Below are 22,821 nucleotides of genomic sequence, written 5' to 3' on the forward strand. Positions count from 1 at the left end.
GCAGCACCTGTTATGAAGGACGCGGGCGTTCTTTATCGACAGCGCACCGCCGACCTTCTCTATTGCTAGTTAAGGGTCTGATTATGAAACGTTTCCTTGCCGTACTGCTTCTGGCTGCCCAGCCACTGGCAGCAAGTGCTGCTCCATCGGGCGCCCACTCCATGTCTCTCCCGGCCGTCGAAGATGCACTGGTCAAAGGCAGATCGGTCGCTGTGTCTCTCGACCTCGGTCGTTGCACCTCCAGCAGCGGCGATGAAAAGCCAAGCAAGACACGCGGCGGACTGAAGATTGAAGCCTTCCGGATTATGGACGACGGAACGCTGGCTTTTGCAGATGAGCATATGACGCTGGATCTCGAGGGAAAGCCCATCGTCCAGCTTTTGCGATACAGGGTCCACCCGGATAAAAATGCCGAATTCACGATGACGGTGTTCAGCCTTCCCGGCTACACGCAGGTCGGCACTCCCCGCAGTTTCACCTGCAAGATCAACGATGGGATGAGCTTTTTCACCGCCCGCTGATGCGGTACGTGAACCTGATCGCCTGTTGCACAGCCGTTCCGGCTTGCTACCGTTTTGGCGCGCCTGACGCAAACATTGGCCGAAGCATATCGCCAGAAGTCAACATCGCAGGAATTCGATGGCCAGTTTCAAATCATCCAGCGGATCCGATGCCAGCGACGTCCCGACGCTTTCGATGGAGACCCTCGCTAGCAATCCACACGAGGTTTATCGCCACTTTCGAGGCGAACTGCCATTCATCCGGTCCGAAGCCGGCGTCTATCTGGTCCTGCGCGCCGATGATGTTCTCAACCTCTACAGCGATGCCAAGACGCGCCAGGTCGAAACGGAGTTGATCAATCTGCGAGGCGTCAAGGACGGGCCGATCTGGGATTTCATGACAAACGGCATGCTGACCTCGAATGGCGATGCTCACACGCGGCGGCGGTCGCCGATGGCAAAGACATTCGCATTCAGGATGATTGCCGCGCTGCGCCCGCATATCAGGCAGACAATTTCCGAGATTGCGGATGCCGTAACGCCCGACGGCTGCATGGACATGCTCGACGATTTCGCGACCGTTATTCCGGCAAGGGTAATTGCGTCGATCCTCGGCCTGCCGCGAGACGATGTGAGCAAATTTTCAGAGATCGTCTATCGTTTCAGCCCGCTGCTGGGCGGCTCCTGGCTTGCGCAGGACGTGCCCGAATTGCAGCAGGCAGCGGGCGATCTTCGGCGCTATGTCGGGGAGATCGTGACCAGGCGCAGCCGTGACAAGGCGGATGATTTCGTCAGCGAGTTTATGTCCAACGTCGAAGAAGAGGGATCGCTGACGGCCGAGGAAGCCATCACCCAGATCATGACCCTGATTGTCGGCGGCAGCGACACGACCCGCTCCGCGATGGTCATTCAGCTCTCCCTGCTCCTCCAGCATCCAGATCAGTGGAACGCTGTCGTTGAAAATCGCGATCTGGTGCCGAACGCGGTCCTGGAATGCCTTCGCTACGAACCGGCAATCGGCTCGGTGCCCCGCGTCACCACGATGGATATCCAACTCGACGGGTACGTTCTTCCGGCCCACAAAGCGTGTTCCCTGGTCACCATGTCTGCCCTCAGGGATGAAAAGCTATATCCGGAGCCGGAACGCTTCGACATCTCCCGCGAGCAGTTGAAATGGCATCCGGTTTTCGGCGGAGGGGCGCATCGTTGTCTCGGGGAAGCGCTGGCGAGGGCTGAGCTGGAGGAAGCCCTCACGGTGCTCGCCGAGCGCTTTCCCGGCGTCAAAGCCGCCGGTGAGTTTCCGAAGGTCAGGGGCTTCTCGGGCATTCGCCAGGTTCAGAACTTCGCCGTCACCCTGAATGCTTAGGGCCGGCATTTCTTCCATGCGGAACAGGCGGCCGGCTTGGCAGGGTCACGAAACGGGATCGCTACCGAGCGCCGCGAGTGCCTCACCATCCAGACGGTAGTAAATCCTGTCCGTTTTGCGCGCGCCGCCTGTTTCGTCGTAGAAGGCGAGAAGCCGTTCGTTGGCAGCGTCTGCCGTCCAGTCTATGCGGACGAGGCCCCTCTCGCCTGCGAGCATGGCCAGCGTCCGCATCAGCGAGCGTCCGACGCCCTGCCCCCGACAGGCGGCACCGACGTAGAGTTCCTTCAGGAATATGCCGGGCTTGAGGCCGGCTCCGGGATAGGTCGAACTGAAAGCGCAGAGGCCGCCAACCTTGCCATCGTCTTCGGCAACCAGAATTTCGGAGCCTGCCGGGCGGACGCGCAATTGCTGCAGAATGTCCGGCGTCGGTGGGCAGAAGACTCCGTAGTGCGCCTGCATTTCCTCCATGAGCGCGACCAGACCTGCTTCGGCAGGATCGTTTGCTTCGAGCAGGCGGATTTCGACAGCCACCTCATATCCTCCAAAAGACATTGATTGGGGTTCTGCAAGGCTGATCCATTCAGCGGCAGCAACGTTACCACCGCAACCCGATCACAGGGCGCCGATCTCGCGGAGTTTTTTCAAGACGGCGCCGTCGGGTTCGCCGGTTTCCGGCAGGCGGTAGTGTTTCTGGAAGTGGAGGATGGCGGTGCGGGTGCTCTCGCCGGCAACGCCGTCGACGCTGACATTGCTGTAGGCGATGTTGCTCAGGCCCTTCTGGATCTGCATCACCATCGTCGCGTTGGCCACCGGATCGGGCACCGGCTTTTTGGCCGGCGTCGCGGAGGCGGTCCTGACCGATGCGGTCTTGACGTCCTTTTCCGAGCTCATGATGGCGGCGGCAACCGGATCGGCGGCAGCGGCATTCGAGGAGATGTCCGCCGGCGGCTTCTCGGCTGGCACGGCGACGCCAGGCTTGGCATCTGCCTTCAGCGCGGCCAGCAATTGCTCGCTCGCCTCGCCCGTCTGTTTCAGGCCGGCGGATTGCTCGAAGGAGAGGATCGCAGCCGTGGTGCGCGGTCCGATGATGCCGTCAGCCGCGCCGTTATAGAGGCCACGGCGGACCAGTTCGGCCTGCACCTGCGAGACAACGTTGCCCGGCTCGGCGACGGGAGCCTGCGCCGTTGCGACAGGTGCTGCCGCGGCTGGTGCCGGCGGCGCGGATGTCGCCGTGTCGTCCGGGCGTTCGATGCGGAACGTGGTGGTATCGGCGGGGTCGTGGCGGGCGCTGCTAAACGGCTTGCGTCCGGCCAGCTGGTAGGGCGATGACGCGTCGCGGGTGCGGAAGAACGGCGACGGGTGGTTGCCGGGCTGGTACCAGAGCGCGTTGGTGGCGATAAAGCTGAAGATCACGGCGAAGGCCATGGTGCCGCCTGCGGTCGCGGGATAGCGGGCGATGACACCGCCGAGATGGCCTGCGCCGCGCAGGGTTGCGCCACCGACGAGGCCGGCACCGCGCAGACCGAGGCTGCCAACGGCCACCGCACTGCGGGACGCGAGCCCGGACTGCTGCCGTTTGCCCTTTCCCTTAGGCGATTTTCGCTTTCGCGTGGCCATAGACTGCTTCCTTGCTCTGTATTTCCAAATGCTCCACGGAACGGAGACGCGGCGGGAATTCCACCGGCTGCTGATCTTCTGCCGTCTGCACCAGCGTGCCGTCAAGCGGTACCAGCACGGTGACCACAGTTCCATGACCGGGCGTACTGGCGATACCGAAGCTGCCGCCATGCAGCGCCACCAGTCCCTTGACCAGCGACAGGCCAAGGCCCGTGCCCTCGTAGCGGCGCGAATGTTCGCTGTCGATCTGCACGAAAGGCTGGCCGAGCGAGGCGAGCCGTTCGGGCGCAATGCCGATGCCGGTGTCGCTGACGCAGATCTTCAGCATATCGCCGGCCCGCGTCGCATCGACGGTAACGGCGCCGCCGGCATCGGTGAACTTGATGGCATTGCCGACCAGATTGATCAGTACCTGCTGGATGGCCCGCTGGTCGGCGACGACCTCGCCGAGATCGCGCTGGATACGACTTGCCAGTTTCAGGCCCTTGTTCTTTGCCTGCAGCGACAGCATCGCCTCGCAGGACTTGATGGCGGAGGCAATCGGGAACGGCTCCACGATCAGCTCGTAGCGGCCGGACTCGATCTTGCTCATGTCGAGCATGGCATTGACGACGGAGAGCAGATGGGCGCCGGAATCGCGGATCAGGCCGACATATTCGCGCTGGCGGTCGTTTTCCAGCCGGCCGACATATTCGCCGGCCAGCATGTCGGAAAAGCCGAGGATGGCGTTCAGCGGCGTACGCAACTCGTGGCTGACGGCGGCAAGGAAGCGGGACTTGGCGTCATTGGCCGATTCCGCCTCTGCCGCCTTGCGGATCTCGGCGTCGCGCTGCTGCTGTTCGCGGCCGATGTCGCGGGCCTGGGCGACGATATCAGTCAACAGACCATCGGCATCGCGACGGGCTGTCATGTCCATGCTGATATGGGCGAACTGGTCGCCATCGATGGCGCCGGCCGGGCGGTCGAGCCGAAGACGGATGGCAACGGCGTCGGATCCCTGGCGGATGGCATCGAGTGCCTGTAGGAAGACGATCCGGTCGGAAACATGGACCTGCTCGAAGAAGCCGCGGCCAAGGGCCGGACGCATCCAGCCGAGGAACGCGGCACGGTCGCGTCCGCCGACAGTGGTGACGACACCCTGTGCGTCGAGCAGCAGGACAAGACCGGCGGCGGCCTCGAGCATCAACTCCTGGCGCTGGATAATGACGGGGGCTTCAATTGGCAACGGCCTTTGGCGCGACAGGGCGATGCTGCCGACGGCGGAAAACAGGAAGGCTGCGCAGACGGTGGCGACACCGACCGGCAAGGCGACGGCTGGCGTGGTGAGGAAAGACAGGCCGCACGGCACGACAATAAGCGCCATCGACGACAGCAGCGCAACGCGCCGCAGGATCGCCAGCTCTTCGCCGCGCACCTGCCCGTCTCCCGACGTCCGGGAGAGCCAGCTTCCGCCGGCCCTGTCCACGAGGGCGATCGCCTTATCAGCCATTTTACTCAATACGCGCACACCAAAATCCGCACAAAAGGCGTCTATTTCTGTCCCGATAATAGGCGTTGCGCGCTTAAGGAAAGGATAAGCCGAAAGGTCCAATCCACCGCTGAAAAGCCGGAAAATCCCGTTTTGACGCATCGAAAGGATGCATCGGTTTTTGTAGTTAACAGGGGGTAAGCGATGGATTTCGCTGCTTTTTCGTGTTTTCGTTAAGGTTTGTGGCAGGCGACGGGAGCGCAACCCCCGGCATTCTCTGGAGATGGCCTTCAACATGCTTAACGGCGGCCACGACAATTTGACTTAAATGTGCATAAAATACCGATAGCTCGCATTTGAACTAAATTGGCCTCAAATGCCTTCTAGTTTTGAAAAGCGATGTCAGCATCTGCGGACTAGGTTTGTTTCAACCGGGAAGACCGGATCGATTCGGCTCCAAGACCGAACGAAAAACAGGATGGGCAACACGATGTGGTTTCTGATCAAGACAGCCTTCTGGTTCTCGCTGGTACTGGTGCTTCTGCCGGTTTTCTCCTCGCAGAGCACCACCCGGACCCAGAACAACCCGCAGGTCCAGATGTCCGACGCCGTTACGGCAGCAACGGGCGCCTTTCAATATGTAACGTCGCTGTGCAGCGAGAAGCCCGAGATTTGCGTCAAGGGCGGCGAGACCTTCACGGCGCTCGGCTATAGAGCCCGCGAAGGCGCACTGGTCGCCTATGAGATGATCGACCATCAGCTTTCCGGCAAGTCGGCCGACAAGACTGCCAGCAACGCCGGTGCAACCGATACGTCCCGCCAGCAGGTCGCCGTCGCCGCACCGCAGGCAGAGCCCGATATGCAGCCGATGCCGCCGAAACTCGGCAGCGACGCCAACGACAGCGTTTTCACCGGCACCATCATCCACGTTCCGGTGCCGATGCGCCGCCCGGTCCTCTGAGCCGACAAGAATTCAGCAGCGCCGGGCAAGTCTCCGGTGCCGCCTCCCCTTTACCCTGACGTGCCGTGCCTGCCCTGTTAAACTCCCAGCATGTTGCTGCGCCGTGTGGACTTGCTCCGCACGGCGTTCTTTTTTCCGCGCGGGTTCAAATCGCCGTTGCTTTCGCCTATATGCCAGTCTCAGAGACAGTGGACGTATGCGATGACCAGCCTTGACAAAATCATGGACGATTTCACCTTCCTCGAGGACTGGGAGGATCGCTACCGCTATGTGATCGAGCTCGGCAAGGCGCTGCCGGACCTGCCGGAAGACCAGCGGACGGCCGCCAACAAGGTGCAGGGCTGCGCCAGCCAGGTCTGGCTCGTCAGCCACACCGAAGACGGGGCCAAGGATCCGGTCATGACGTTCGAGGGCGAATCCGACGCGCATATCGTCCGGGGGCTGGTCGCCATCGTGCTCGCCACCTATTCCGGCAAGCGCGCCTCCGATATCGCCGATCTCGATGCCATCGAGGTGTTCGGCAAGATCGGGCTGGTCGAACACCTGTCGTCGCAACGCGCCAACGGCCTGCGCTCGATGGTCAAGCGCATCCGCGAGGAAGCGCGCGACAAGGTCGCCGCCTAGGTTTTCCGTCCCGGATAGTACGATCGCATGGCCTGATCGCTTTCAGCCGGCCAGCTGCTGCAGCAGGGCTGCCGAGAGCCCCTGTTGCTGGCCGGGCAATCCGCGGCGCCGGGCCGTTTCTTCCAGCGCCCTTGTCGCGAATTCATAGAGACGGTAGCGCGCCGGGTTTTGATCGACACCGCCGCCATCCGGGTTGTCCCCGAACACTACTTGCTGGCAGCGCGGCAGGGAGGTCGAGGTGAAGCTTCGACAGGAAAGCGGGCGAACCGCATAGACCGTGCAACTGCCGCCGTCGTCGAGCAGTGCACAGGGCGTCCGCAACAGCTGCGGTGTCGGCGAGGCCGCATCGGCTGCAACTTTCGCCTCCAGCCGCAAAACCAGCTTTTCGCGCTCGATGACCGTGAAGTTACTCTCGACATGAGCAGCGATCACCTCGGCCACGCCGGGCGGCACCGCGACGAACAGGTGACAGCAGGGGCTGCATCCTTTCGAACAGGCAAAGTGCGGCTGGCCGGCGAAATTGCTCCGAACGGTGTCGACAGCAGCGTCCGCCACCGACATGGCGGTCAACGCCGCATCGGCCATGTCGGAGGCGCTGTCGAGCGTCTCAAGGAGGACCGCGTAAAACTCCGCGAACATCGCATCGTAGCGCTGCGTCACCATCCGCGTCAGCTCGCCGACGGTGGCGATATCCTCCATGATGCGCAGCCGGGCCTCGTCGTGATCCATCGATGTCTTGACCTGTCATGGAGACCGCAGCAAAGCGCAAAATGCGGGCTGCGGGATCTGGCCTATCCCTCGCCCGACGATTCGTCGAGTCGCGCAGGGATTGCTTTCCGGTTGCGTTATCCAGCTATCAGAATCGTGATGGCACTCCCTTGCGTTTCAGCAAAACACTGCGCTTCACCTCGCTCAAACGATTAACCATGCCTTTAACCATAGATTGAGATCGGACGGATGAATGATCGCAAGCGAGCCCAACGCGCGAACGCATAAATATGTAACCTAGACGCGAACGTTACGAACGCATCATCGCCCTCGTTCGAGCTCAAAACATCCCCAAAAAAACGTCATTTCACTGAACGAAAGGTCAACGGGAGACAGTCGCTATCTCCTCGAACGCCTGAAACTGGACATGACATTGCGAATCCCGGACAGAAAAGCGGAAGCGGAAAGGCCGATTTCCGGCGCAACGAGCGGGCCGGCTAGAGTAGATCCGGTCGATATCCTTCCGCTCCCCAGTGCTGCGTGGTGGAATTCTTCTGAGATCGAGGTGGCGTATAGTGTCGCGAAAGCGTCAGCAGCGCGGTACGCAACATCAGCTTGGCAGAGCGCGCAGGCCATTGCCTTTCGCGCTCGACGGTCGTCAGGCCTTTCGTGAAACAGCAGACATCGAGCGCGACACCGCTGAGTTCTGGCCCCATCGCGGCGATGGCGCGGTTGACGGCAAGACGGGCCGCCATGGCGCTGTCTGCGACGTCAGCCATGCCGCCGCGCCCGCCCTTGGCCGAAGTCGCAAGGCGCGGCTCCCACGAGGCAGTGACGCGCGGCTGCAACTGTCCACGATTGAAATCGGACGCCAGCTTTTCCCCGGCAGCGAGAGCCGCCTCCGGCAGGAAAGGCGCGCCATTGCGGTCTTTCAACCGGGAAAGCGCGGCAAGCGGCGATTCCGCCTGGTCGAACCGCACTTTCTGCCTCGCGCCGTCGACCTCTGCAGTCGTGGAAACGATTTCGGCGTGCTGGGCCAGGAATTCCTCTTCCGTGTCGGCGGCTGCGCGACGCAGGAAGCTGCGTGCCGCCGGCAACAAAATCAGGTACTTGGCCGTCTCCGACGACTCGGCTGGCGCGTCAGCCGCCGATAATGGCGGGGTCGAGGGGCTGTCGGTGACGAGGCCGGCAGCCATTGCCCACTCGATCAGCCCGGTGGCGCTGAACTGACGTCGTCCGTCCACACTTTGGAGCACCACGCCGCCGGGCTCGGGGATCATACCCGCACCGGCGCCGATGAAACGCAGCAATCTGACCAGCGACTTGCGGGATGGGGGTGTCCTAGTGCTCATCTGCAGCCGCCTCCGAAGCTGCAAACACCGAGCCGGCCAGACGTTCGACGGACTCGACGAAAGCGTCATAGGCCTGGTCGTCGCGCCTGCCCTCCACGATCCGCAGGGAATAGGCCACCGTGCTGCGATCGCGCCCGAAGGCGTCGGCGATATCGGCGATGGAGATCTGCAGCGCGACGTGGCAGACATACATGGAGATCTGGCGGATATGCCACATCGTCCGGCGCCGGTCTCGCCGGTGCAGAGTGCGCTCGCTGACCAGCGCCGACATCTCGCCGGCCATACGGTTGACGATACCGCAGGTGGCGTCGACCGAGAGAAAGCCGCGGCGAACGGGCACGAGCGCCGTGCCCGACAGCACCGTTGGCAGCGGAATGATCGCAGGAAGAGAGACGGGAACAAGGGGATCGATGGACATGCGCAAACTCCTTTTTAGGAATTTATTCACACATCGACGAAGATAGCAAGAACCAACAACTGATAGACGCCAGCATTTTTTGCTGAATTAAATGATTAAATTGGAAATCACCCTCAATATTAATGGGATTATTTTCCTTAAATATCGAAACTTTCCCACAAAAAAACCGGGCTCGAGGCCCGGTTTCGTGTCGCTGTGTATCTTTGATGGTCAGCGGGCGCGCTTGCGGCGCTGGCCGAGACCCATTTCCTTGGCGAGGCGCGAACGCGCTTCGGCATAGGCTGGCGCGACCATGGGGTAGTCCGCCTGCAGGTCCCACTTTTCGCGATAATCTTCCGGCGACAGGGAATGATGCGTCATCAGGTGGCGCTTCAGCGACTTGAAGCTGCCGCCGCATTCCAGGCAGGTGATCTGGTCGTCCTGTACGGACTTGCGTACGGAGACAGCAGGCTTCTGCTTTTCAACAACAGCCACAGCGGCGACCGGTGCCGAGGTACCGCTGAGCGCGGAATGCACGTCGGAAATCAGGTGTGCGAGGTCGCTTACGGGAACAACGTGATTGCTCACGTAGGCGGCCACGATGTCGGCCGTCAGTTCAACCAGCAAGTCAGCGCCGGCACCAAGAACCGCGTCTGTCATTCAAATTCTCCTATTCACATTTTTTAGAGACAAGCCGCTCTGGCTCGCCTCAGTTCCGGTCAGCGTCGCGGCGACATAGTCTTTCGCGACACAACTGCATGTGACTTCAAGACACCCCCAAGTCTTGTCCCCGCATGAACAGCAAATTGTCTACCAACGAATCGGCGTGCCGACTTTGAACGCCCAAAGATGGACCAACGACCCCTTGGTAAAACCCGTTGCAATAAGCTTCAAGCATCAATGGCGTAATTGAGAGTTCAAAAGCACGTCAAATTCGACTTGCAATGAATTATCACTGTCGGCGTGAAAGTCCAGTCACCACAGGGAACAATTCGTGTGCTAAATTCAGACACATTGGGAAATGTAAATGTAATTATACTTCGAATTTTCAACTTGAAGGAAAATTAACAGATTATGAAATAGGATCTCGGTTGCAATGTTTCAGACGGTCGAATCCGTTATTCTATGCAGGAACAGACACCCAAAATAACAAAGCATACCTACCTATTTGCTTACGAACAAATGATCCCTGAAAGAACGCCGCGTCAAGTTGTAAATGCTTGAGCCCCGGAAATCGCCGGTGCAGGGTCCAGTGTTGTCTCGCGACGTATTCAACCGGCAGTTAAGCTGCCAGATACTGCGGGGTGCACTTCTCCCTGCACTCGCGGGACAGCAGATGTAGCGACGGGACCTTGTCGCCCTGCCCCCGGCTTGTTGCCAATGCCTGGAGGCAAGCGCATGGACAGCAAGCCGGAGCATGGCCCAGCGGTCAGGACAGTATCCGCAACTCCATGCAGGTCAGATCGAGCCAACGTCCGAACTTGATGCCGACTTCCGAAAACGTCCCGACGACGCGAAATCCGAGTTTTTCGTGCAGCCGGATAGACGCTGCATTCTCGGCCTCGATGCCAGCGATCATGACGTGGACATTGCCGGCAGCGGCTCGCTCGATCAGGGCTCGCATCAGTTGCTCGCCGATCCCCGCGCCACGCGCCTCCCGGTCGACATAGACCGAATGCTCGACGGTGTGGCGGTAACCATCGAAGGCGCGCCAGTCGCCGTATGACGCGTAGCCGGCGACCTTGCCGTCGACAACCGCGACCAGCACCGGATAGCCCTTGGCGATGCGTGCGTTCCACCACTGGCGGCGGTTGTCGACATCGACCAGCACCTCGTTCCAGATCGCCGTGCTATGCTCGACGGCGTGGTTGTAGATGTCGCGGATTGAGGCCAGATCGGCGTCGACGGCATCGCGCAAAAGGATGGGGGCTGTCACGGCACACTCCGTTTTAGGACGATCGACGGCATACGCCGCGCCATGACCAAAGTAAATCTGCCGCTCTTGCATGGCTGCCGCCGCGATGACTTATCCTTGGGCAATTCGCCATATTAATTTTTCAAGACTACGAGATTCTTGGCTCGAAATAGGCTAAACAATAGACATCCTTCGTTCTCGCCATCCGGAAAACGCATGTTGTCGCGCCTTGCCGCCTGTCTGCTCCTGTCTGCAGTGTCTGCGCTCTCGACCGCGCAGGCTCATGCAAGCGAATGGTGGCCCTACGACAACAGCCGTTTCGGCTACAGCATCGAACTGCCGCCCGGTTTCGGGCTTACCCTTCTTGCCAATCACGGCGACGGACTTTCCCTGGCGCCGGCCGACAAATCCGCCCGCTTGCTGGTATTTGCCACCCCCGCCTTCAGCAGCGATTTTCAGAGCGAGGCGAAGACGCGTCTGGTGCTGGCGAGGCAGGATGGCTGGCAGGTGTCGTTTTCGAAGACGACCTCGCAGGGCTTCAGCTTCACCGGCATCAAGCGCGACAGGCTGGTCTACGGACGCGGCGTTGCGCTCTGTAACGGGGCTTCCGCCTTTTTCCAGATGGACTATGCCAAGGCCGAAATGCAGCGCTACGATGCCGTGCTGATGCGGCTGGTACGCAGCCTCAAGGCAACCGAAAAATGCAACCCCGGCAGCCAGAAGCCGCCTTTCAAAGGCTCGCTGGCGGCGACAGGGTGAAGCAGGTCATGACCGCCGCATAGTGGATGCCGGCGGCAGTCAGCACGAAAGCGTGCCATATGGCGTTCTGGAACCGCAGCTTTTCCCAGACGTGAAAGATCACGCCCAGCGAATAGACGACACCGCCGACGACGATCAGCAGCATCGAGACGGACGGGATCCGGGCTGCCACAGGTCCCGCCACCAGCACGCCGCTCCAGCCCATGGCGAGATACAGCAGGATCGCCAGCCTGTCGTAGCGGCCGGGAAATCCGCATTTCAGCACGATACCGATAGCAGCGAACACCCACAGGGCGATCAAGGTCGACAGCAGCAGTGGATCGTCGGATCCGCGCTCGAGAAACGGCGTATAGGTGGCGGCGATCAGCACGAAGATTGCCGAATGATCGAACCGCCGCAGGATCCACTTGGTCGGCGAGACCGGCCAGATGTTGTAGGAAAACGACATGGTCAGCGTCAGCACGAGGCCGAGGCCGTAGATCCAGGCAGCGGCGATTTCGCCCTCAGATCGCCACAGCGTCGCATAGACGACCAGCACCGTGGCGCCGATCAGAGCCAGCACGACGCCGACGCCGTTGACGATGCTGTCTGCAATGATTTCGGATTTGTCGTAAGCCCAGCGGATACCCTTGAACTCCGCCACCGGTGAATGTGCGTCGCGATTTGCCATGCCGAATGGTGCCATTTCATGGATTTCGGGGCAAGCGTTGGGATGCAGAGAAGGTCAGCATACGCTGACATCGGGCTTGCGTGATATCATATACGATATTACTCTGAACCATGATTGTCGCGGATGCCAATGTCATTCTACGCGGAATTCGTTCGCGGGACGGAGCATCCGGCTTCGTTCTCAGAGAGATGCTTTTGGGGTCCATTCCGTTTGCAATGTCACCCGCGGTTGTGCTGGAATACGAGGATGTTCTCAAAAGGCCCGGACTAGCCGGATTGTATACATCGGCAGTGGAGATCGATGTCATTCTTGACGCTCTGTGTGCCATGGCAACTTTGATACAGCCGTGGTTCCGCTTTCGGCCATTCCTGGATGATCCGAAGGACGACCTGATTGTCGAATGCGCCTTGGCAGCTGGAGCGAATTTGATCGTCACGGATGATCGCCATTTCGACATCCGTCAGTTTCGGTATTCGGCCTGACAGCTCTTTCGGCAAAAGATTTTGTCCGCCTGTACAAACGAGAAAGGAAAGTCACATGAGCCAATATCCGTTGCGGCTGCCCGACTATCTGATGGAGCAGGCCAAGGAAGCCGCCGCTGAGGAAAATGTCTCGGTGAACCAGATGCTTTTGTCGCTCATATCCGAGGGCATGGGAAACCGCCGGGCTTTCAAAAGTCTGAAGCGGAGAGCGGCGCGTGGCGATCCGGCGCAGGCACTGGCGATTCTCGACCGGCTTGAAAGCCAGCCCCCGGAGAAGGGCGACGAAATGCCCGAAGACGCGGGCTGAGGCCAACTCACCCCGACTCAGCCACGCCCTCCCCATCGTCACTCCCGTCAAGCGCGCGGCGGAGGATGAAGTTTTCGTGGCGCTCGCCGTCCAGTTCGAAGTCTGTGGAACCGGCGCGTCGGAAGCCATGGCTTTCGTAGAAGGCGATGGCATCGGCGTTTTCGTGGTTGACGGACAGCCAGGCGGCATCGGCACCGCGGCGCTGCAACGTTTGGAGCGCCCGGTTCAGCAGTTGCGTCCCGATGCCCCGCCGCAGGAAGTGTTCCTGGACGTAGAGCGTGGCAATTTCCGACTGTAGCCGTTCGTCGGACGGACACGGCGCGCTGAAGGCGAGGCGCACGTAGCCGACGAGATGGACGTCCTCGCAGCAGACGATGAACATCTGCTGCTTGTCCTCGAGGGCCTGAAGGAACTTGTCTGCCGTGAACTCCGATAGGACATAGGTCGAAAGTGCGGTCCGGACGCCGCGCTTCGCATAGGTATGGAGAAAAACCTGTGTCGTCAGCGCTGCCAGATTGGCGGCATCGTCTGCTACAGCCTCACGAAACTCCATTCCGCCTTCCCCTACACTCGGTGCTTTCCGGCGGTAGCCGATAGCATACTCCGGCAGAGAAGAGAGAGAGCCGTATTTCCTCCTTCGCTCCCCTATCCACGTTCGACGAGGACGGAGCATTTGGCGTGGCGGACGACGCGGTCGGCGGTTGCGCCGAGAAAGTAGTTCGACAGGTCGGGTATGTGAGATGAGACGATGAGGAGGTCTGCCTCATGTTCCTCGGCAGCTTTCAGGATCGCTGCTGCCGGCGAGCCGGTGCGGACTTCGACGAGAGCCGGAACAGCGAGGCGCTTGCAGAGATCCTGGAGCTTCAGGTCGGCGTCGCCGATAGCGTCGGTGACGAAATCCTGCGGCAGGTCGAGGATGAGAGAGCTCGGTATATCCTCCACGACATTCAACGCGACGATCTCGCCGCCGGCATCGAGCAGTTCCATCGCGCGCCGCAGCGCTGGCTCACCCTTCGCAAGGGTTCCGATATCGATGGCCACGATGATCTTCTTGTACATGCTTCTGCCCCTTTGGACGCCCCGTTGCTTTCCATGACCACCCTAACGGCGCTGACCCGACAATCCCTTGATCGAGGTCAAAGGCTGCCAGCGTCAACAAGGCCAGCGTCAACAAGGAATGCACGCTTCATCGTCAAAAACACATCTTCTGCGAACGACGGTTATCGGCCATATAAGATAGCGAAGGCGGTGGCGGGACCTCGGGTCCTGCCAGCCGTCCCATCGATGCCGCCTCGCGCGACGGATATAATACCCGGACACCGGGCAGGAGATTTCATGACCGAGACCGCACCGTCCTATGCGCTGACGCGCCCAGCCTATGTCGGCCGGTCGCATCTGGTCGTCAGCGACCTGCCACTGGTTTCCGGCTTCTACCAGTCTATGCTCGGCCTGAAATCGATGGAAAAAAGCGCCAGCGGCGAATTGCTCGGCGTTGGCGGAAAGCCGCTGCTGTCGCTCACCACCGACAAAGCAGCCAGGCGCGCGCCGCAGAATACCGCTGGCCTGTTTCACACCGCCTTCCTGCTGCCCAACAGGACCGAGCTGGCCCGCTGGCTGCGCCATGCTGCCCACAACAACGTGCAGCTGCAGGGCGCTTCCGACCATCTCGTGAGCGAGGCCATCTATCTCGCCGATCCGGAAGGCAACGGCATCGAGATCTATGCCGACCGCGCCCACGACCTCTGGAAGTTGCAGACCGACGGCATGATCGAAATGGCGACACTGGCGCTGGACCTGCAGAAGCTCTACGAAAGTGCGCCACAGGACAGCTGGAACGGCATGGCGGACGGCTCGGCCATCGGCCATATCCACCTGCAGGTCGGCAATATCCCGGAAGCGGATGCTTTCTATCGCGACGTCCTCGGCCTGAAGATCATGGCGCGCTATCCCGGCGCCAGCTTCTTTGCCAGCGGCGGCTATCACCATCATGTCGCGGCCAACATCTGGAACAGCCGTGGCGCCGGCGTCCGCGCGGAGAACATGACCGGGCTGTCCGACTACACGCTTCGCTTCAACGACAGCGCCGCTTTGGATGCAGCCGTCAGCAAGCTCGACGGCCTCGAAATCCGCCACGAAAAACGCGACGGCGGGGTGTCGCTGAGAGACCCCTGGGGTATCGGCCTGACGCTCACCGCATAGGGCGTTCCGCCCTCCCGGCGGGCAGTCGGCGGCGCTGTAGAAATCGCTGCCGATGCCGCAGAGCCGGCTACAACCTTTAGCTTACCGCTCTCGGGAACCCGCAGTGCGTTTGCGCGTTATGGCTGCGAGGCGCTGGGGCTTCCGGAACGTTCACAAAAATGGGCATTGCCAACGGTATACGTAAGCAGACACGCAAGATTGCCATAGAACGCGAGATGCGATTGAGCAGCTGGGCCAATTCGCTGAAACAGGCGACCGAGCAGATGGATGGTGGGGCACCCATGCGCCGGGTCGAGAAAGACGGGCTCGACGTCGCGTCCGCCTGGGCCATCATCGGCATTTTCCTGATCATGGCGGGAGCCGGCATCTATTTCATGTCGGTCATCCTCATTCCGGTGACGCTGGCAATCGTCGTCGGCATGATCCTCGGTCTGGTCGCCGAAAAGCTCAGCAAGCTCGGTGTCCCGCGCATTCTCAATGCGGTCCTTCTCTCGAGCTCCGTGGCGCTGATCATCTTCCTGATCATCAACAGCGTTGCCGGGCCGCTGGCAGCGCTGGCGAGCCAAGGGCCGGACATGGTGCAGAACTCGATCGACCGCATCATGCCGTTCCTGCAGAAAATCCACTGGCTGCACATCACGCCGAAGACATTCGAGAGCGGGCCGATGTCGGCAGGTGCCCTGATCGAGCATACCGGAAGCATACTGCACGTGGTCACCGCCAACCTGACCCCGGCCATCGTCCAGGGGCTGGTGTTCTTTGCGGCGCTGCTGCTTTTTCTGGTCGGCCGCGTCACTCTGCGCAAGGCGATCATCATGGCGTTCAAGGGCCGGCCTGAACGGCTGGCGGCGATCCGCGTCATCAATGCTGTCGAGCAGGTGCTGGGCTATTATTTCGCCACGGCCTCGCTGATCTATATGGGGCTCGGCGTGATCATGACGGCCATCGCCTATTTCGGCGGGCTCAGCATGCCAGCGTTGTGGGGCGTGTTCGCGTTCCTGTCGAGCTTCGTACCGTTCCTCGGGATTACGCTCATGACCGTCGCGGTCGCCATTGCCGGTGTCCTCACCCATGACAGCATCCTTATCGGCCTTATACCCGCAGCGATTTTCTTCTCGGTCCACCTGACTATGGAAAACCTCGTCTTCCCGGCGGTGATGGGTCGCCAGCTCGAGCTCAATCCCTTCGTCGTGTTCGTCGCCATCATCTTCTGGACATGGATGTGGGGCGCTGTCGGCGCGATGCTCGCCCTCCCCCTGTCGTTGATCGTCATGACCGTCATCAACGAAGTGTTCATCGAGGAAAAGCCGCAGCCGCAGCTTCCCTGACTGTTCTGCGCGCACGCCTTTTCCTGGAGCAAGAGACGAAATGCCGACCGACCTGCAGATGAACGCCACCGAACAGTCCGACCTCGTCACCGGCCGTGCCCCCTGGGGCCGGCTGGCTTTGCACCCGTGGTACAGCCCGTTGCGCGAAAGCCTCTCGGTCGACGTGGCCATCGTCGGCGGCGGGATCACGGGATCGCTGATCGCCGAACACCTCACAGCGCGTGGCTATTCCGTCTGTGTGATCGACCGCGAAGAACCGGGGCTCGGCAGCACATCGGCAAGCACGGCGATGCTGATGTGGGAGCTCGATACATCGCTTTCCGATCTTTCGCTCTCCTACGGCTATGACAAGGCGGCCGCGATATACCGGCGCAGCGTCGTTGCTGTCTCGGGGCTCAGCAAGCTGATCGAGCGGCTGCAGATCCCCTGCGGCTACCGACAGCGCTCGAGCCTTTATCTCACAAACAGCATCGGCGGCGCGCGTGAACTGCAGCAGGAACTGGCGCTCCGCAAGCGTGCCGGGTTGCCGGGCGAGTATCTGTCGCATCCCTACCTGATGACCGAATTCGAGATCGAACGCGACGGTGCGATCCTCTCTTCCGGCGCTGCGGAAGTCGATCCGCTGATGCTGGCCTGGGGACTGCTCGCAGTTGCCGTCAAGCGCGGCGCACAGCTGGTCAAGGCATCCGCCACGCGCATCCGCACGGAAGGCCGCTCCGCCGTCATCGAGACCGATGGCAACCACGTGATCGAAGCCCGGAACGTGGTGCTCGCAACCGGCTATGCGATGCCCGGCATTCCGATGCCGAAGCTGCATCGCGCCACCTCGAGCTGGGCGATGGCGACAGTGCCGCAGGACCCGAACAGGCTGTGGCGCGACCGCGCGCTGATCTGGGAGGACAGCCACCCCTACCTCTACATGCGGACCTCGGCGGACAATCGCATCATCATCGGCGGCGAGGACGATGCGACAGTGCTGCCTGCCCTGCGCGATGCCAAGATGGCCGACAAGATCGACACCCTCAGCGAGAAGCTGAAGCGGCTCTGGCCACAGGCAGACACCACCGCCGAATACCGCTGGTGCGGCACGTTTGGAGAAACGGTGGACGGCCTGCCGCTGATCGGCCCTGTCCCCGACATGCCGAACGTACTCGCTGCCTACGGTTACGGCGGCAACGGCATCACCTTTTCGTTCATGGCCTCGCTGATGATCGGCGCGCTTGTCGCAGACGAACGGCGCGACTGGTTCGACGATTTCGCGCTGGACCGCGAAGGCCCGACCTATCGGGGCTTTGCAAATGGCACCCCGATACCGGAGCGCGGGTTGCCGCTTTAGCGCGATGCCTGCTGGGTGGTGTTGTCGTCGCCCTGTACGGCGAAGTCCTGCAGCCGGACGAACTGGACGCCGCGCGCCTTGAGGTCGAGGATGCCCTTGACGACGCCTTCGCCGGAGGAATGGGTCGGCTGGTTGATGTGCGAGATCAGCACGTCGCCATCTTTGGCGCTGAGATACTGCTTCTCCACCACCGCGGCCGGCAGGGAGGCGCCGGCATCGCCGTTGATCGAATAGCCTGCCACCTCGAAGCCGAGCGCGCGGATCTGGGCGATGGCTGACAGGTCATACTTGGCGGTTGCGCCGCGAAACCAGTGGGCCTGCGGGATGCCATGGGCCAGCATCGCATCGGAGCCGCCTTGCACTTCCTGGGCGACGGCGGCCGGCGAACCGGCAGCGGCAATGCCGTAGACCAGCGTCGGGCGATCGACCGTCGGGATGTGGTTGAGGCCGTGGTTTTCAAGCTCGAACAGGTCCGAATGGGACATCATCAGCGCCAACGCATCCGGATTGGTGCGCAGCCAGCGGGCAGTGACGAAGATCGTCGCCGGTACATTCTGGTCGATCAGCGTGTTCAGAATCCGCATGTCGGTCTTGCCCATGCAGGCGTCGAAAGTCAGCGCCACGCGCGTTGCCGGCTTGCCGGCGCGCGCCACGTGCAGATGCGGTTCAACGAGTTTGACGCCCGGTGTGGAGGGGTTCGGCTTCGGGGCGAGCGGCGGGGAGACCAGCGCGGTTTGGACAGGCGCCACCGGGGCCGCCGGAAATGCGGAATTGGCGGACATGGCCGCGGGGATGGCGACAAGCAGGGCTGCGGAGGTCAGGAGCAATCGGATCATGGGGCAGCCACCGTGTCAGGGACATCTGATTTCAAAGGGCGCCGGAGCACCGGCCTCTGCAATCCCATGGCAAGGCGACCGATCTGTGGCGCGATGGCATTGCTTTACCGCCAAACCCGCCAGAAGCAACAGCTTTCGGCTTCGAACAGGCTTCAAATGCCTCAGTCGTAGAGATAATGCTTCTGCCAATCGTCCCTTGGCACTTTCTCGCCGATCTGGAAACTCAGCGATTTCACGTCGATCTGCTCCGGGCCCGTCACGCAGTCGTAGGTCAGGTGGTACCATTCGCCCTTGCTGCGAAAGACCGCGCCGGGTGCCTTGATCGTGTCTGCGGTCATCGCCGGGTCGCCGAAGGTGTAAGCGATGACCTTGTCGGGATGGTAGTCCTTCTCGGCGGCGATGCGCTTCATCGCCTCGGTATCGCAACTCTGTTCCAGGCGCTCGGCAGGATCGAGCTTTTCCAACTGCTTCTTGATGGCGGCATCGACGGCGTAGGAGGTCGTGGCGAGGCAAACGGCGGGGACGAGGACGCCGATGAATTTCAGCATGAAAAGCACTTCCTTGGTTCAAGTCAGACTGAACTGACAAGCGTTCGCGCAAACGCACGGTCGACTGCCGATCCAGATGTTTGTAACACTTCGTGAGTTTCGGAAATAATGTGGTGACATCATGGCGGGTGCGGCTGAACCTTGCCGTCATCCGCAGCCAACTGCCCGATCTTCGCACCGCGCCGCTGCGCTTATCGGCGACAAGTCGCTTGATCCGACACCGGCCGGTGTCTATCTCTCTGTCACCTCAGATCACCAGAAAGCGAACATACGTGTCGATATTCAAGCCTCTTCCGACCGCCCCCGTCGCGCCGAAGCGTCCGGTATCCGACACCCGCCACGGCATCACCCGGACGGACGATTATGCCTGGCTGAGAGCCGATAACTGGCAGGCGATGTTCAAGGATCCGTCCATCCTCGATGCCGACATTCGCAAGCATCTGGAGGCGGAAAACGCCTACATGAACGCGGCGATGGAAGACACCAAGGATATCCAGAAGGTACTGTTCGCCGAGATGAAGGGCCGCATCAAGGAGGACGATTCCTCGGTGCCGGTGAAGGACGGCCCGTTTGCTTATGGCACGCTGTTCGTCACCGGCGGCGAGCAGCCGCGCTATTTCCGCGAGGCGCGCGATGGCGGCGAGCGCAAGCTGATGCTGGATGGCGACAAGGAGGCATCAGGCAAGGGTTACTTCCGACTGGCTGGGCTCGACCATTCCTCCGATCACAGTTTCGGCATCTGGGGCTATGACGACAAGGGATCGGAGTATTTCACGCTCAAGGTCCGCGACCTCTCAACCGGCGAGGACTTGGCCGATGTCGTCGAGAATACCGGTGGCGGCGGCGTCTGGGCGCCCGACGGCAAAAGCTTCTTCTATTCGGCACTCGACGAGAACCACCGCCCGTCGAAGGTCTTCCACCACATCGTCGGCACACCGCAGGCGAGCGACCGGCTGGTCTATGAGGAGACCGATCCGGGCTTCTTCATGGGCGTCGGCGGATCTCTGCTCGACGACTACATCTTCATCGACATCCACGACCACGAGACATCGGAATATCGCATCCTCTCGACCAAGGACCTGATGGCCGAGCCGAAGCTGGTGGCAGCGCGCGAGGAAGGCATCGAATACGAGATCGCCGAGGGCGGCGACGTGTTCTACATCCTCACCAACGACGGCGATGCCCTCGACTTCAAGATCATGAAGGCGCCGGCAGCAACGCCCGAGAAGGAGCACTGGACGGAGGTCGTCGCCCACAAGCCGGGCGCGCTGATCCTCTCGCACATGGCCTATGCGCGTCACCTGATCTGGCTGGAGCGCAAGGACGGCCTGCCACAGATCATCGTGCGCGACCGCGAGAGCGGCGAAGAGCACGCCATCGGCTTCGACGAGGAGGCCTATTCGCTCGGCCTGCAGGGGGCTGCCGAATACGACACCGACACCATCCGCTTTTCCTATTCGTCGATGACGACGCCAAGCCAGCTCTACGACTACAACATGGTGACGCGCGAGCGCACGCTGCTGAAGACGCAGGAAGTGCCGTCCGGCCACGACGCCAACGACTACATCACGCGCCGCGTCTTTGCGCCCGGCTGGGATGGCGTCGAGGTGCCGGTCTCGCTGCTCTACCGCGCAGACACGCTGCTCGACGGCACCGCCCCCTGCCTGCTCTATGGATACGGCGCCTACGGCATGGCCATTCCCGCCAGCTTCAGCACCAATGCGCTGTCGCTCGCCGACCGGGGCTTCATCTATGCCATCGCCCATGTCCGGGGCGGCAAGGACAAAGGCTTTGCCTGGTATGAAGACGGCAAGATGGACAAGAAGACCAACACCTTCAAGGACTTCATCTCGGCGGCGGATTATCTGAGCGAGAAGAAGTTCACCTCCTACACGAAGATCATCGCGGAAGGTGGCTCTGCTGGCGGCATGCTGATGGGCGCCATCGCCAACATGGCACCGGAAAAATTCGCCGGCATCATCGCCGCCGTGCCCTTCGTCGACGTGCTCAACACCATGCTCGACGACACGCTGCCGCTGACCCCGCCGGAATGGCCGGAATGGGGCAATCCGATCGATTCAAAGGACGACTACGACCACATCGCCAGCTACTCGCCCTATGACAATGTCGGCGAGAAGCCCTACCCGCCGATCCTGGCGCTGGGCGGCCTCACCGACCCCCGAGTCACCTACTGGGAGCCCGCCAAATGGGTCGCGCGCCTGCGCGAAAAGACCACCGGCGACGCCCCTATCCTGCTCAAGACCAACATGGACGCCGGTCACGGCGGCGCCTCGGGGCGCTTCCAGCGGCTGGAAGAAATCGCATTCGAGTATGCGTTTGCACTGAAGGTCGTGGGGAGGATGTGAGGGGCGGCTACCCTCACAATAACGTGGCGCGGTCGTAAAAGGTTCACCCCTCGTCAGGCCCAGGCGCCATTGCCGGCATGTCAGCCCGCAAACATCGCTCCCAGTTCTTCTGCCGTGCCGTTCGGGAAGGTGGCATGGAGATGGGCGATGAAGGCGGAGACCTTGCTGCTCAGCAGGCGACGCGAGCTGTAGAGTACCCAGATGGCGGTTTCGGACGGGCTGACACTGCCCCAGGAGACAAGACGGCCACTGGCGAGGTCGCCTGAAATCAGCGACTTTGGCAGCAGTCCGGCGCCGGCGCCGGCCAGCACGGCATCGCGCACCATGATCATAGTCCCGAGGCGAAGGACCGGATCGGGCGCAAAGGTCCGGCCGCCGGCCGGATCTACGGTCGTCCAGGCCGCTCGTAGGCCGAACGATTCCAGCACGACGGCGGCAAGCGGTGGCGGCTGCTCGCCCTTGTCAGCCATCGGTGGCAACAGCGTCGGCACGGCTGCAAGCAGCAGGTCGTCGTGGAGGAAGCGGCGGCCTACCAACAATTCATCCGGCGCGGGATTGACCCGGATCGCCACGTCATACCCCTCTTCGACCATGTCGACATCGCGGTCTTCTGCCGTTACCTCCAGCCGCACCTCCGGATAGGCCTTGGCAAAGCCGGCAGCGATCCGACCCATCGCCATATGCGAAAACAATACCGGCGCGCTGACCCGCAGGCGGCCGCGCGGCTGCGCCGAGCCGTTGCTGACCTCATCGGCAGCCTCGGATATTTCCGCAAGCAGCCCACCGGTCTTTTCGTGCAGACGACGACCCTCGTCGGTCAGCCGCAGTGTCTTTGCTCCCCGTTCGAACAGCCGCACGCCAAGGGCCAGCTCCAGCTCGGCAACCCGCCGCGACAGCGTCGCCTTCGGCCGGCCGCTGGCCCGGCTGGCAAGCCCGAAACCGCCATGGGTGGCGACGAGATTAAAATCCGAAATCGCAAGCAGGTCCATCGGCATCGTTCCATCAGTGAGACACCCCATCTATATTCTCGGACTACTTGCATGGCAATGGATCGATTAACTTCAGGTCGACATCACGGCGGC

Annotated in this window: 25 protein-coding genes; 11 read left to right on the forward strand and 14 right to left on the reverse strand. The window is 61.4% G+C overall.

What is annotated here, in order from left to right; genetic code table 11:
• The first annotated feature begins 83 nt into the window (after positions 1-83).
• Positions 84-521, forward strand: coding sequence for a VirK family protein (locus J5278_RS13990; RefSeq protein WP_209183225.1), 438 nt, complete (start codon positions 84-86; stop codon positions 519-521).
• 118 nt (positions 522-639) lie between these two features.
• Positions 640-1,866 (forward strand): cytochrome P450, encoded by a 1,227-nt coding sequence (locus J5278_RS13995; protein ID WP_209183224.1) that lies wholly within the window; start codon positions 640-642, stop codon positions 1,864-1,866.
• Between the two features lie 45 nt (positions 1,867-1,911).
• On the opposite strand, the gene J5278_RS14000 is transcribed toward J5278_RS13995, so the two are convergent.
• From J5278_RS14000 to J5278_RS14010, 3 genes are all read right to left on the reverse strand, one after another.
• Positions 1,912-2,325 (reverse strand): GNAT family N-acetyltransferase, encoded by a 414-nt coding sequence (locus J5278_RS14000; protein ID WP_209184082.1) that lies wholly within the window; start codon positions 2,323-2,325, stop codon positions 1,912-1,914.
• A gap of 153 nt (positions 2,326-2,478) precedes the next feature.
• Entirely contained in the window at positions 2,479-3,483 is a 1,005-nt protein-coding gene (locus J5278_RS14005; RefSeq protein ID WP_209183223.1) for a peptidoglycan-binding domain-containing protein, read from the reverse strand.
• Complete coding sequence (locus J5278_RS14010; RefSeq protein ID WP_209183222.1) at positions 3,455-4,972, reverse strand: HAMP domain-containing sensor histidine kinase; 1,518 nt, start codon at positions 4,970-4,972, stop codon at positions 3,455-3,457. Before J5278_RS14010 ends, J5278_RS14005 begins: the two co-directional genes overlap by 29 nt.
• A 469-nt stretch (positions 4,973-5,441) precedes the next feature.
• Here J5278_RS14010 and J5278_RS14015 point away from each other — a divergent pair, with 469 nt between their 5' ends.
• Together J5278_RS14015 and J5278_RS14020 are read left to right on the forward strand one after the other, a co-directional pair.
• Positions 5,442-5,912: a DUF5330 domain-containing protein gene (locus J5278_RS14015; RefSeq protein WP_209183221.1), complete on the forward strand. Its 471-nt coding sequence runs from the start codon at positions 5,442-5,444 to the stop codon at positions 5,910-5,912.
• 201 nt (positions 5,913-6,113) lie between these two features.
• Positions 6,114-6,536, forward strand: a complete 423-nt coding sequence (locus J5278_RS14020) for a SufE family protein (protein WP_209183220.1) — start codon at positions 6,114-6,116, stop codon at positions 6,534-6,536.
• 42 nt (positions 6,537-6,578) lie between these two features.
• Here J5278_RS14020 and J5278_RS14025 read toward each other — a convergent pair whose 3' ends face one another.
• The 5 genes from J5278_RS14025 to J5278_RS14045 form a co-directional block, all read right to left on the reverse strand.
• Complete coding sequence (locus J5278_RS14025; protein ID WP_142824362.1) at positions 6,579-7,265, reverse strand: YkgJ family cysteine cluster protein; 687 nt, start codon at positions 7,263-7,265, stop codon at positions 6,579-6,581.
• 476 nt (positions 7,266-7,741) lie between these two features.
• Positions 7,742-8,596 (reverse strand): DUF6456 domain-containing protein, encoded by an 855-nt coding sequence (locus J5278_RS14030; protein WP_209183219.1) that lies wholly within the window; start codon positions 8,594-8,596, stop codon positions 7,742-7,744.
• Complete coding sequence (locus tag J5278_RS14035) at positions 8,586-9,014, reverse strand: helix-turn-helix domain-containing protein (protein WP_247749018.1); 429 nt, start codon at positions 9,012-9,014, stop codon at positions 8,586-8,588. The genes J5278_RS14030 and J5278_RS14035 overlap by 11 nt, the downstream gene beginning before the upstream one ends.
• A gap of 210 nt (positions 9,015-9,224) precedes the next feature.
• A complete protein-coding gene (locus tag J5278_RS14040) occupies positions 9,225-9,653 on the reverse strand; it encodes a MucR family transcriptional regulator (RefSeq protein WP_142824361.1) in 429 nt (142 codons plus the stop codon).
• A 769-nt stretch (positions 9,654-10,422) separates the two neighbouring features.
• Entirely contained in the window at positions 10,423-10,929 is a 507-nt protein-coding gene (locus J5278_RS14045) for an N-acetyltransferase family protein (protein ID WP_307877416.1), read from the reverse strand.
• Positions 10,930-11,124: 195 nt separating this feature from the next.
• Between J5278_RS14045 and J5278_RS14050 the strand changes: the two genes are divergently transcribed.
• Positions 11,125-11,667: a hypothetical protein gene (locus J5278_RS14050; RefSeq protein ID WP_209183217.1), complete on the forward strand. Its 543-nt coding sequence runs from the start codon at positions 11,125-11,127 to the stop codon at positions 11,665-11,667.
• Here J5278_RS14050 and J5278_RS14055 read toward each other — a convergent pair.
• Entirely contained in the window at positions 11,639-12,310 is a 672-nt protein-coding gene (locus tag J5278_RS14055) for a hemolysin III family protein (RefSeq protein WP_209184080.1), read from the reverse strand. The genes J5278_RS14050 and J5278_RS14055 overlap by 29 nt on opposite strands.
• A 137-nt stretch (positions 12,311-12,447) precedes the next feature.
• Between J5278_RS14055 and J5278_RS14060 the strand changes: the two genes are divergently transcribed.
• Positions 12,448-12,819 carry a putative toxin-antitoxin system toxin component, PIN family gene (locus tag J5278_RS14060; protein ID WP_209183216.1) on the forward strand — a complete coding sequence of 124 codons (372 nt, stop codon included), beginning with the start codon at positions 12,448-12,450 and terminating at the stop codon, positions 12,817-12,819.
• Positions 12,820-12,874: 55 nt separating this feature from the next.
• Entirely contained in the window at positions 12,875-13,126 is a 252-nt protein-coding gene (locus J5278_RS14065) for a hypothetical protein (protein WP_142829893.1), read from the forward strand.
• Between the two features lie 7 nt (positions 13,127-13,133).
• Here J5278_RS14065 and J5278_RS14070 read toward each other — a convergent pair whose 3' ends face one another.
• Together J5278_RS14070 and J5278_RS14075 are read right to left on the reverse strand one after the other, a co-directional pair.
• Positions 13,134-13,679 carry a GNAT family N-acetyltransferase gene (locus J5278_RS14070; protein WP_209183215.1) on the reverse strand — a complete coding sequence of 182 codons (546 nt, stop codon included), beginning with the start codon at positions 13,677-13,679 and terminating at the stop codon, positions 13,134-13,136.
• A gap of 92 nt (positions 13,680-13,771) precedes the next feature.
• The gene (locus tag J5278_RS14075) at positions 13,772-14,185 is read right to left on the reverse strand and encodes a universal stress protein (protein WP_209183214.1); all 414 of its coding nucleotides are present in this window, start codon (positions 14,183-14,185) and stop codon (positions 13,772-13,774) included.
• A 276-nt stretch (positions 14,186-14,461) separates the two neighbouring features.
• Here J5278_RS14075 and J5278_RS14080 point away from each other — a divergent pair, with 276 nt between their 5' ends.
• The 3 genes from J5278_RS14080 to J5278_RS14090 all read left to right on the forward strand — a co-directional run bounded on the left by J5278_RS14080 (position 14,462) and on the right by J5278_RS14090 (position 17,989).
• The gene (locus J5278_RS14080; protein WP_219258279.1) at positions 14,462-15,325 is read left to right on the forward strand and encodes a VOC family protein; all 864 of its coding nucleotides are present in this window, start codon (positions 14,462-14,464) and stop codon (positions 15,323-15,325) included.
• A gap of 158 nt (positions 15,326-15,483) precedes the next feature.
• A complete protein-coding gene (locus J5278_RS14085) occupies positions 15,484-16,653 on the forward strand; it encodes an AI-2E family transporter (RefSeq protein ID WP_142824353.1) in 1,170 nt (389 codons plus the stop codon).
• A 40-nt stretch (positions 16,654-16,693) separates the two neighbouring features.
• The gene (locus J5278_RS14090; protein WP_209183212.1) at positions 16,694-17,989 is read left to right on the forward strand and encodes an FAD-binding oxidoreductase; all 1,296 of its coding nucleotides are present in this window, start codon (positions 16,694-16,696) and stop codon (positions 17,987-17,989) included.
• On the opposite strand, the gene J5278_RS14095 is transcribed toward J5278_RS14090, so the two are convergent.
• Together J5278_RS14095 and J5278_RS14100 are read right to left on the reverse strand one after the other, a co-directional pair.
• The gene (locus tag J5278_RS14095) at positions 17,986-18,825 is read right to left on the reverse strand and encodes a polysaccharide deacetylase family protein (protein WP_209183211.1); all 840 of its coding nucleotides are present in this window, start codon (positions 18,823-18,825) and stop codon (positions 17,986-17,988) included. The two genes, J5278_RS14090 and J5278_RS14095, sit on opposite strands and share 4 nt — an antisense overlap.
• A 161-nt stretch (positions 18,826-18,986) precedes the next feature.
• Positions 18,987-19,373, reverse strand: coding sequence for a DUF930 domain-containing protein (locus tag J5278_RS14100; protein ID WP_209183210.1), 387 nt, complete (start codon positions 19,371-19,373; stop codon positions 18,987-18,989).
• 272 nt (positions 19,374-19,645) lie between these two features.
• On the opposite strand from J5278_RS14100, the gene J5278_RS14105 reads away from it, so the two are divergent.
• Positions 19,646-21,739, forward strand: coding sequence for a S9 family peptidase (locus J5278_RS14105; RefSeq protein WP_209183209.1), 2,094 nt, complete (start codon positions 19,646-19,648; stop codon positions 21,737-21,739).
• An 80-nt stretch (positions 21,740-21,819) separates the two neighbouring features.
• Here the strand turns inward: J5278_RS14105 and J5278_RS14110 are convergent, their stop codons facing one another.
• Entirely contained in the window at positions 21,820-22,728 is a 909-nt protein-coding gene (locus J5278_RS14110) for a LysR family transcriptional regulator (RefSeq protein WP_209184079.1), read from the reverse strand.
• Between the last annotated feature and the right edge of the window lie 93 nt (positions 22,729-22,821).

Origin of the sequence: Rhizobium sp. B21/90 (assembly GCF_019355815.1) — a bacterium.
Classification (GTDB): Bacteria; Pseudomonadota; Alphaproteobacteria; order Rhizobiales; family Rhizobiaceae; genus Rhizobium; species Rhizobium rhododendri.

Excerpts from the sequence above, each read along its gene's own strand:
- J5278_RS13990 (WP_209183225.1), top strand. The coding sequence starts at position 84 with ATGAAACGTTTCCTTGCCGTACTGCTTCTGGCTGCCCAGCCACTGGCA.
- J5278_RS13995 (WP_209183224.1), top strand. The coding sequence starts at position 640 with ATGGCCAGTTTCAAATCATCCAGCGGATCCGATGCCAGCGACGTCCCG.
- J5278_RS14000 (WP_209184082.1), bottom strand. The coding sequence starts at position 2,325 with ATGCAGGCGCACTACGGAGTCTTCTGCCCACCGACGCCGGACATTCTG.
- J5278_RS14005 (WP_209183223.1), bottom strand. The coding sequence starts at position 3,483 with ATGGCCACGCGAAAGCGAAAATCGCCTAAGGGAAAGGGCAAACGGCAG.
- J5278_RS14010 (WP_209183222.1), bottom strand. The coding sequence starts at position 4,972 with ATGGCTGATAAGGCGATCGCCCTCGTGGACAGGGCCGGCGGAAGCTGG.
- J5278_RS14015 (WP_209183221.1), top strand. The coding sequence starts at position 5,442 with ATGTGGTTTCTGATCAAGACAGCCTTCTGGTTCTCGCTGGTACTGGTG.
- J5278_RS14020 (WP_209183220.1), top strand. The coding sequence starts at position 6,114 with ATGACCAGCCTTGACAAAATCATGGACGATTTCACCTTCCTCGAGGAC.
- J5278_RS14025 (WP_142824362.1), bottom strand. The coding sequence starts at position 7,265 with ATGGATCACGACGAGGCCCGGCTGCGCATCATGGAGGATATCGCCACC.
- J5278_RS14030 (WP_209183219.1), bottom strand. The coding sequence starts at position 8,596 with ATGAGCACTAGGACACCCCCATCCCGCAAGTCGCTGGTCAGATTGCTG.
- J5278_RS14035 (WP_247749018.1), bottom strand. The coding sequence starts at position 9,014 with ATGTCCATCGATCCCCTTGTTCCCGTCTCTCTTCCTGCGATCATTCCG.
- J5278_RS14040 (WP_142824361.1), bottom strand. The coding sequence starts at position 9,653 with ATGACAGACGCGGTTCTTGGTGCCGGCGCTGACTTGCTGGTTGAACTG.
- J5278_RS14050 (WP_209183217.1), top strand. The coding sequence starts at position 11,125 with ATGTTGTCGCGCCTTGCCGCCTGTCTGCTCCTGTCTGCAGTGTCTGCG.
- J5278_RS14060 (WP_209183216.1), top strand. The coding sequence starts at position 12,448 with ATGATTGTCGCGGATGCCAATGTCATTCTACGCGGAATTCGTTCGCGG.
- J5278_RS14065 (WP_142829893.1), top strand. The coding sequence starts at position 12,875 with ATGAGCCAATATCCGTTGCGGCTGCCCGACTATCTGATGGAGCAGGCC.
- J5278_RS14070 (WP_209183215.1), bottom strand. The coding sequence starts at position 13,679 with ATGGAGTTTCGTGAGGCTGTAGCAGACGATGCCGCCAATCTGGCAGCG.
- J5278_RS14075 (WP_209183214.1), bottom strand. The coding sequence starts at position 14,185 with ATGTACAAGAAGATCATCGTGGCCATCGATATCGGAACCCTTGCGAAG.
- J5278_RS14080 (WP_219258279.1), top strand. The coding sequence starts at position 14,462 with ATGACCGAGACCGCACCGTCCTATGCGCTGACGCGCCCAGCCTATGTC.
- J5278_RS14085 (WP_142824353.1), top strand. The coding sequence starts at position 15,484 with ATGGGCATTGCCAACGGTATACGTAAGCAGACACGCAAGATTGCCATA.
- J5278_RS14090 (WP_209183212.1), top strand. The coding sequence starts at position 16,694 with ATGCCGACCGACCTGCAGATGAACGCCACCGAACAGTCCGACCTCGTC.
- J5278_RS14095 (WP_209183211.1), bottom strand. The coding sequence starts at position 18,825 with ATGATCCGATTGCTCCTGACCTCCGCAGCCCTGCTTGTCGCCATCCCC.
- J5278_RS14100 (WP_209183210.1), bottom strand. The coding sequence starts at position 19,373 with ATGCTGAAATTCATCGGCGTCCTCGTCCCCGCCGTTTGCCTCGCCACG.
- J5278_RS14110 (WP_209184079.1), bottom strand. The coding sequence starts at position 22,728 with ATGGACCTGCTTGCGATTTCGGATTTTAATCTCGTCGCCACCCATGGC.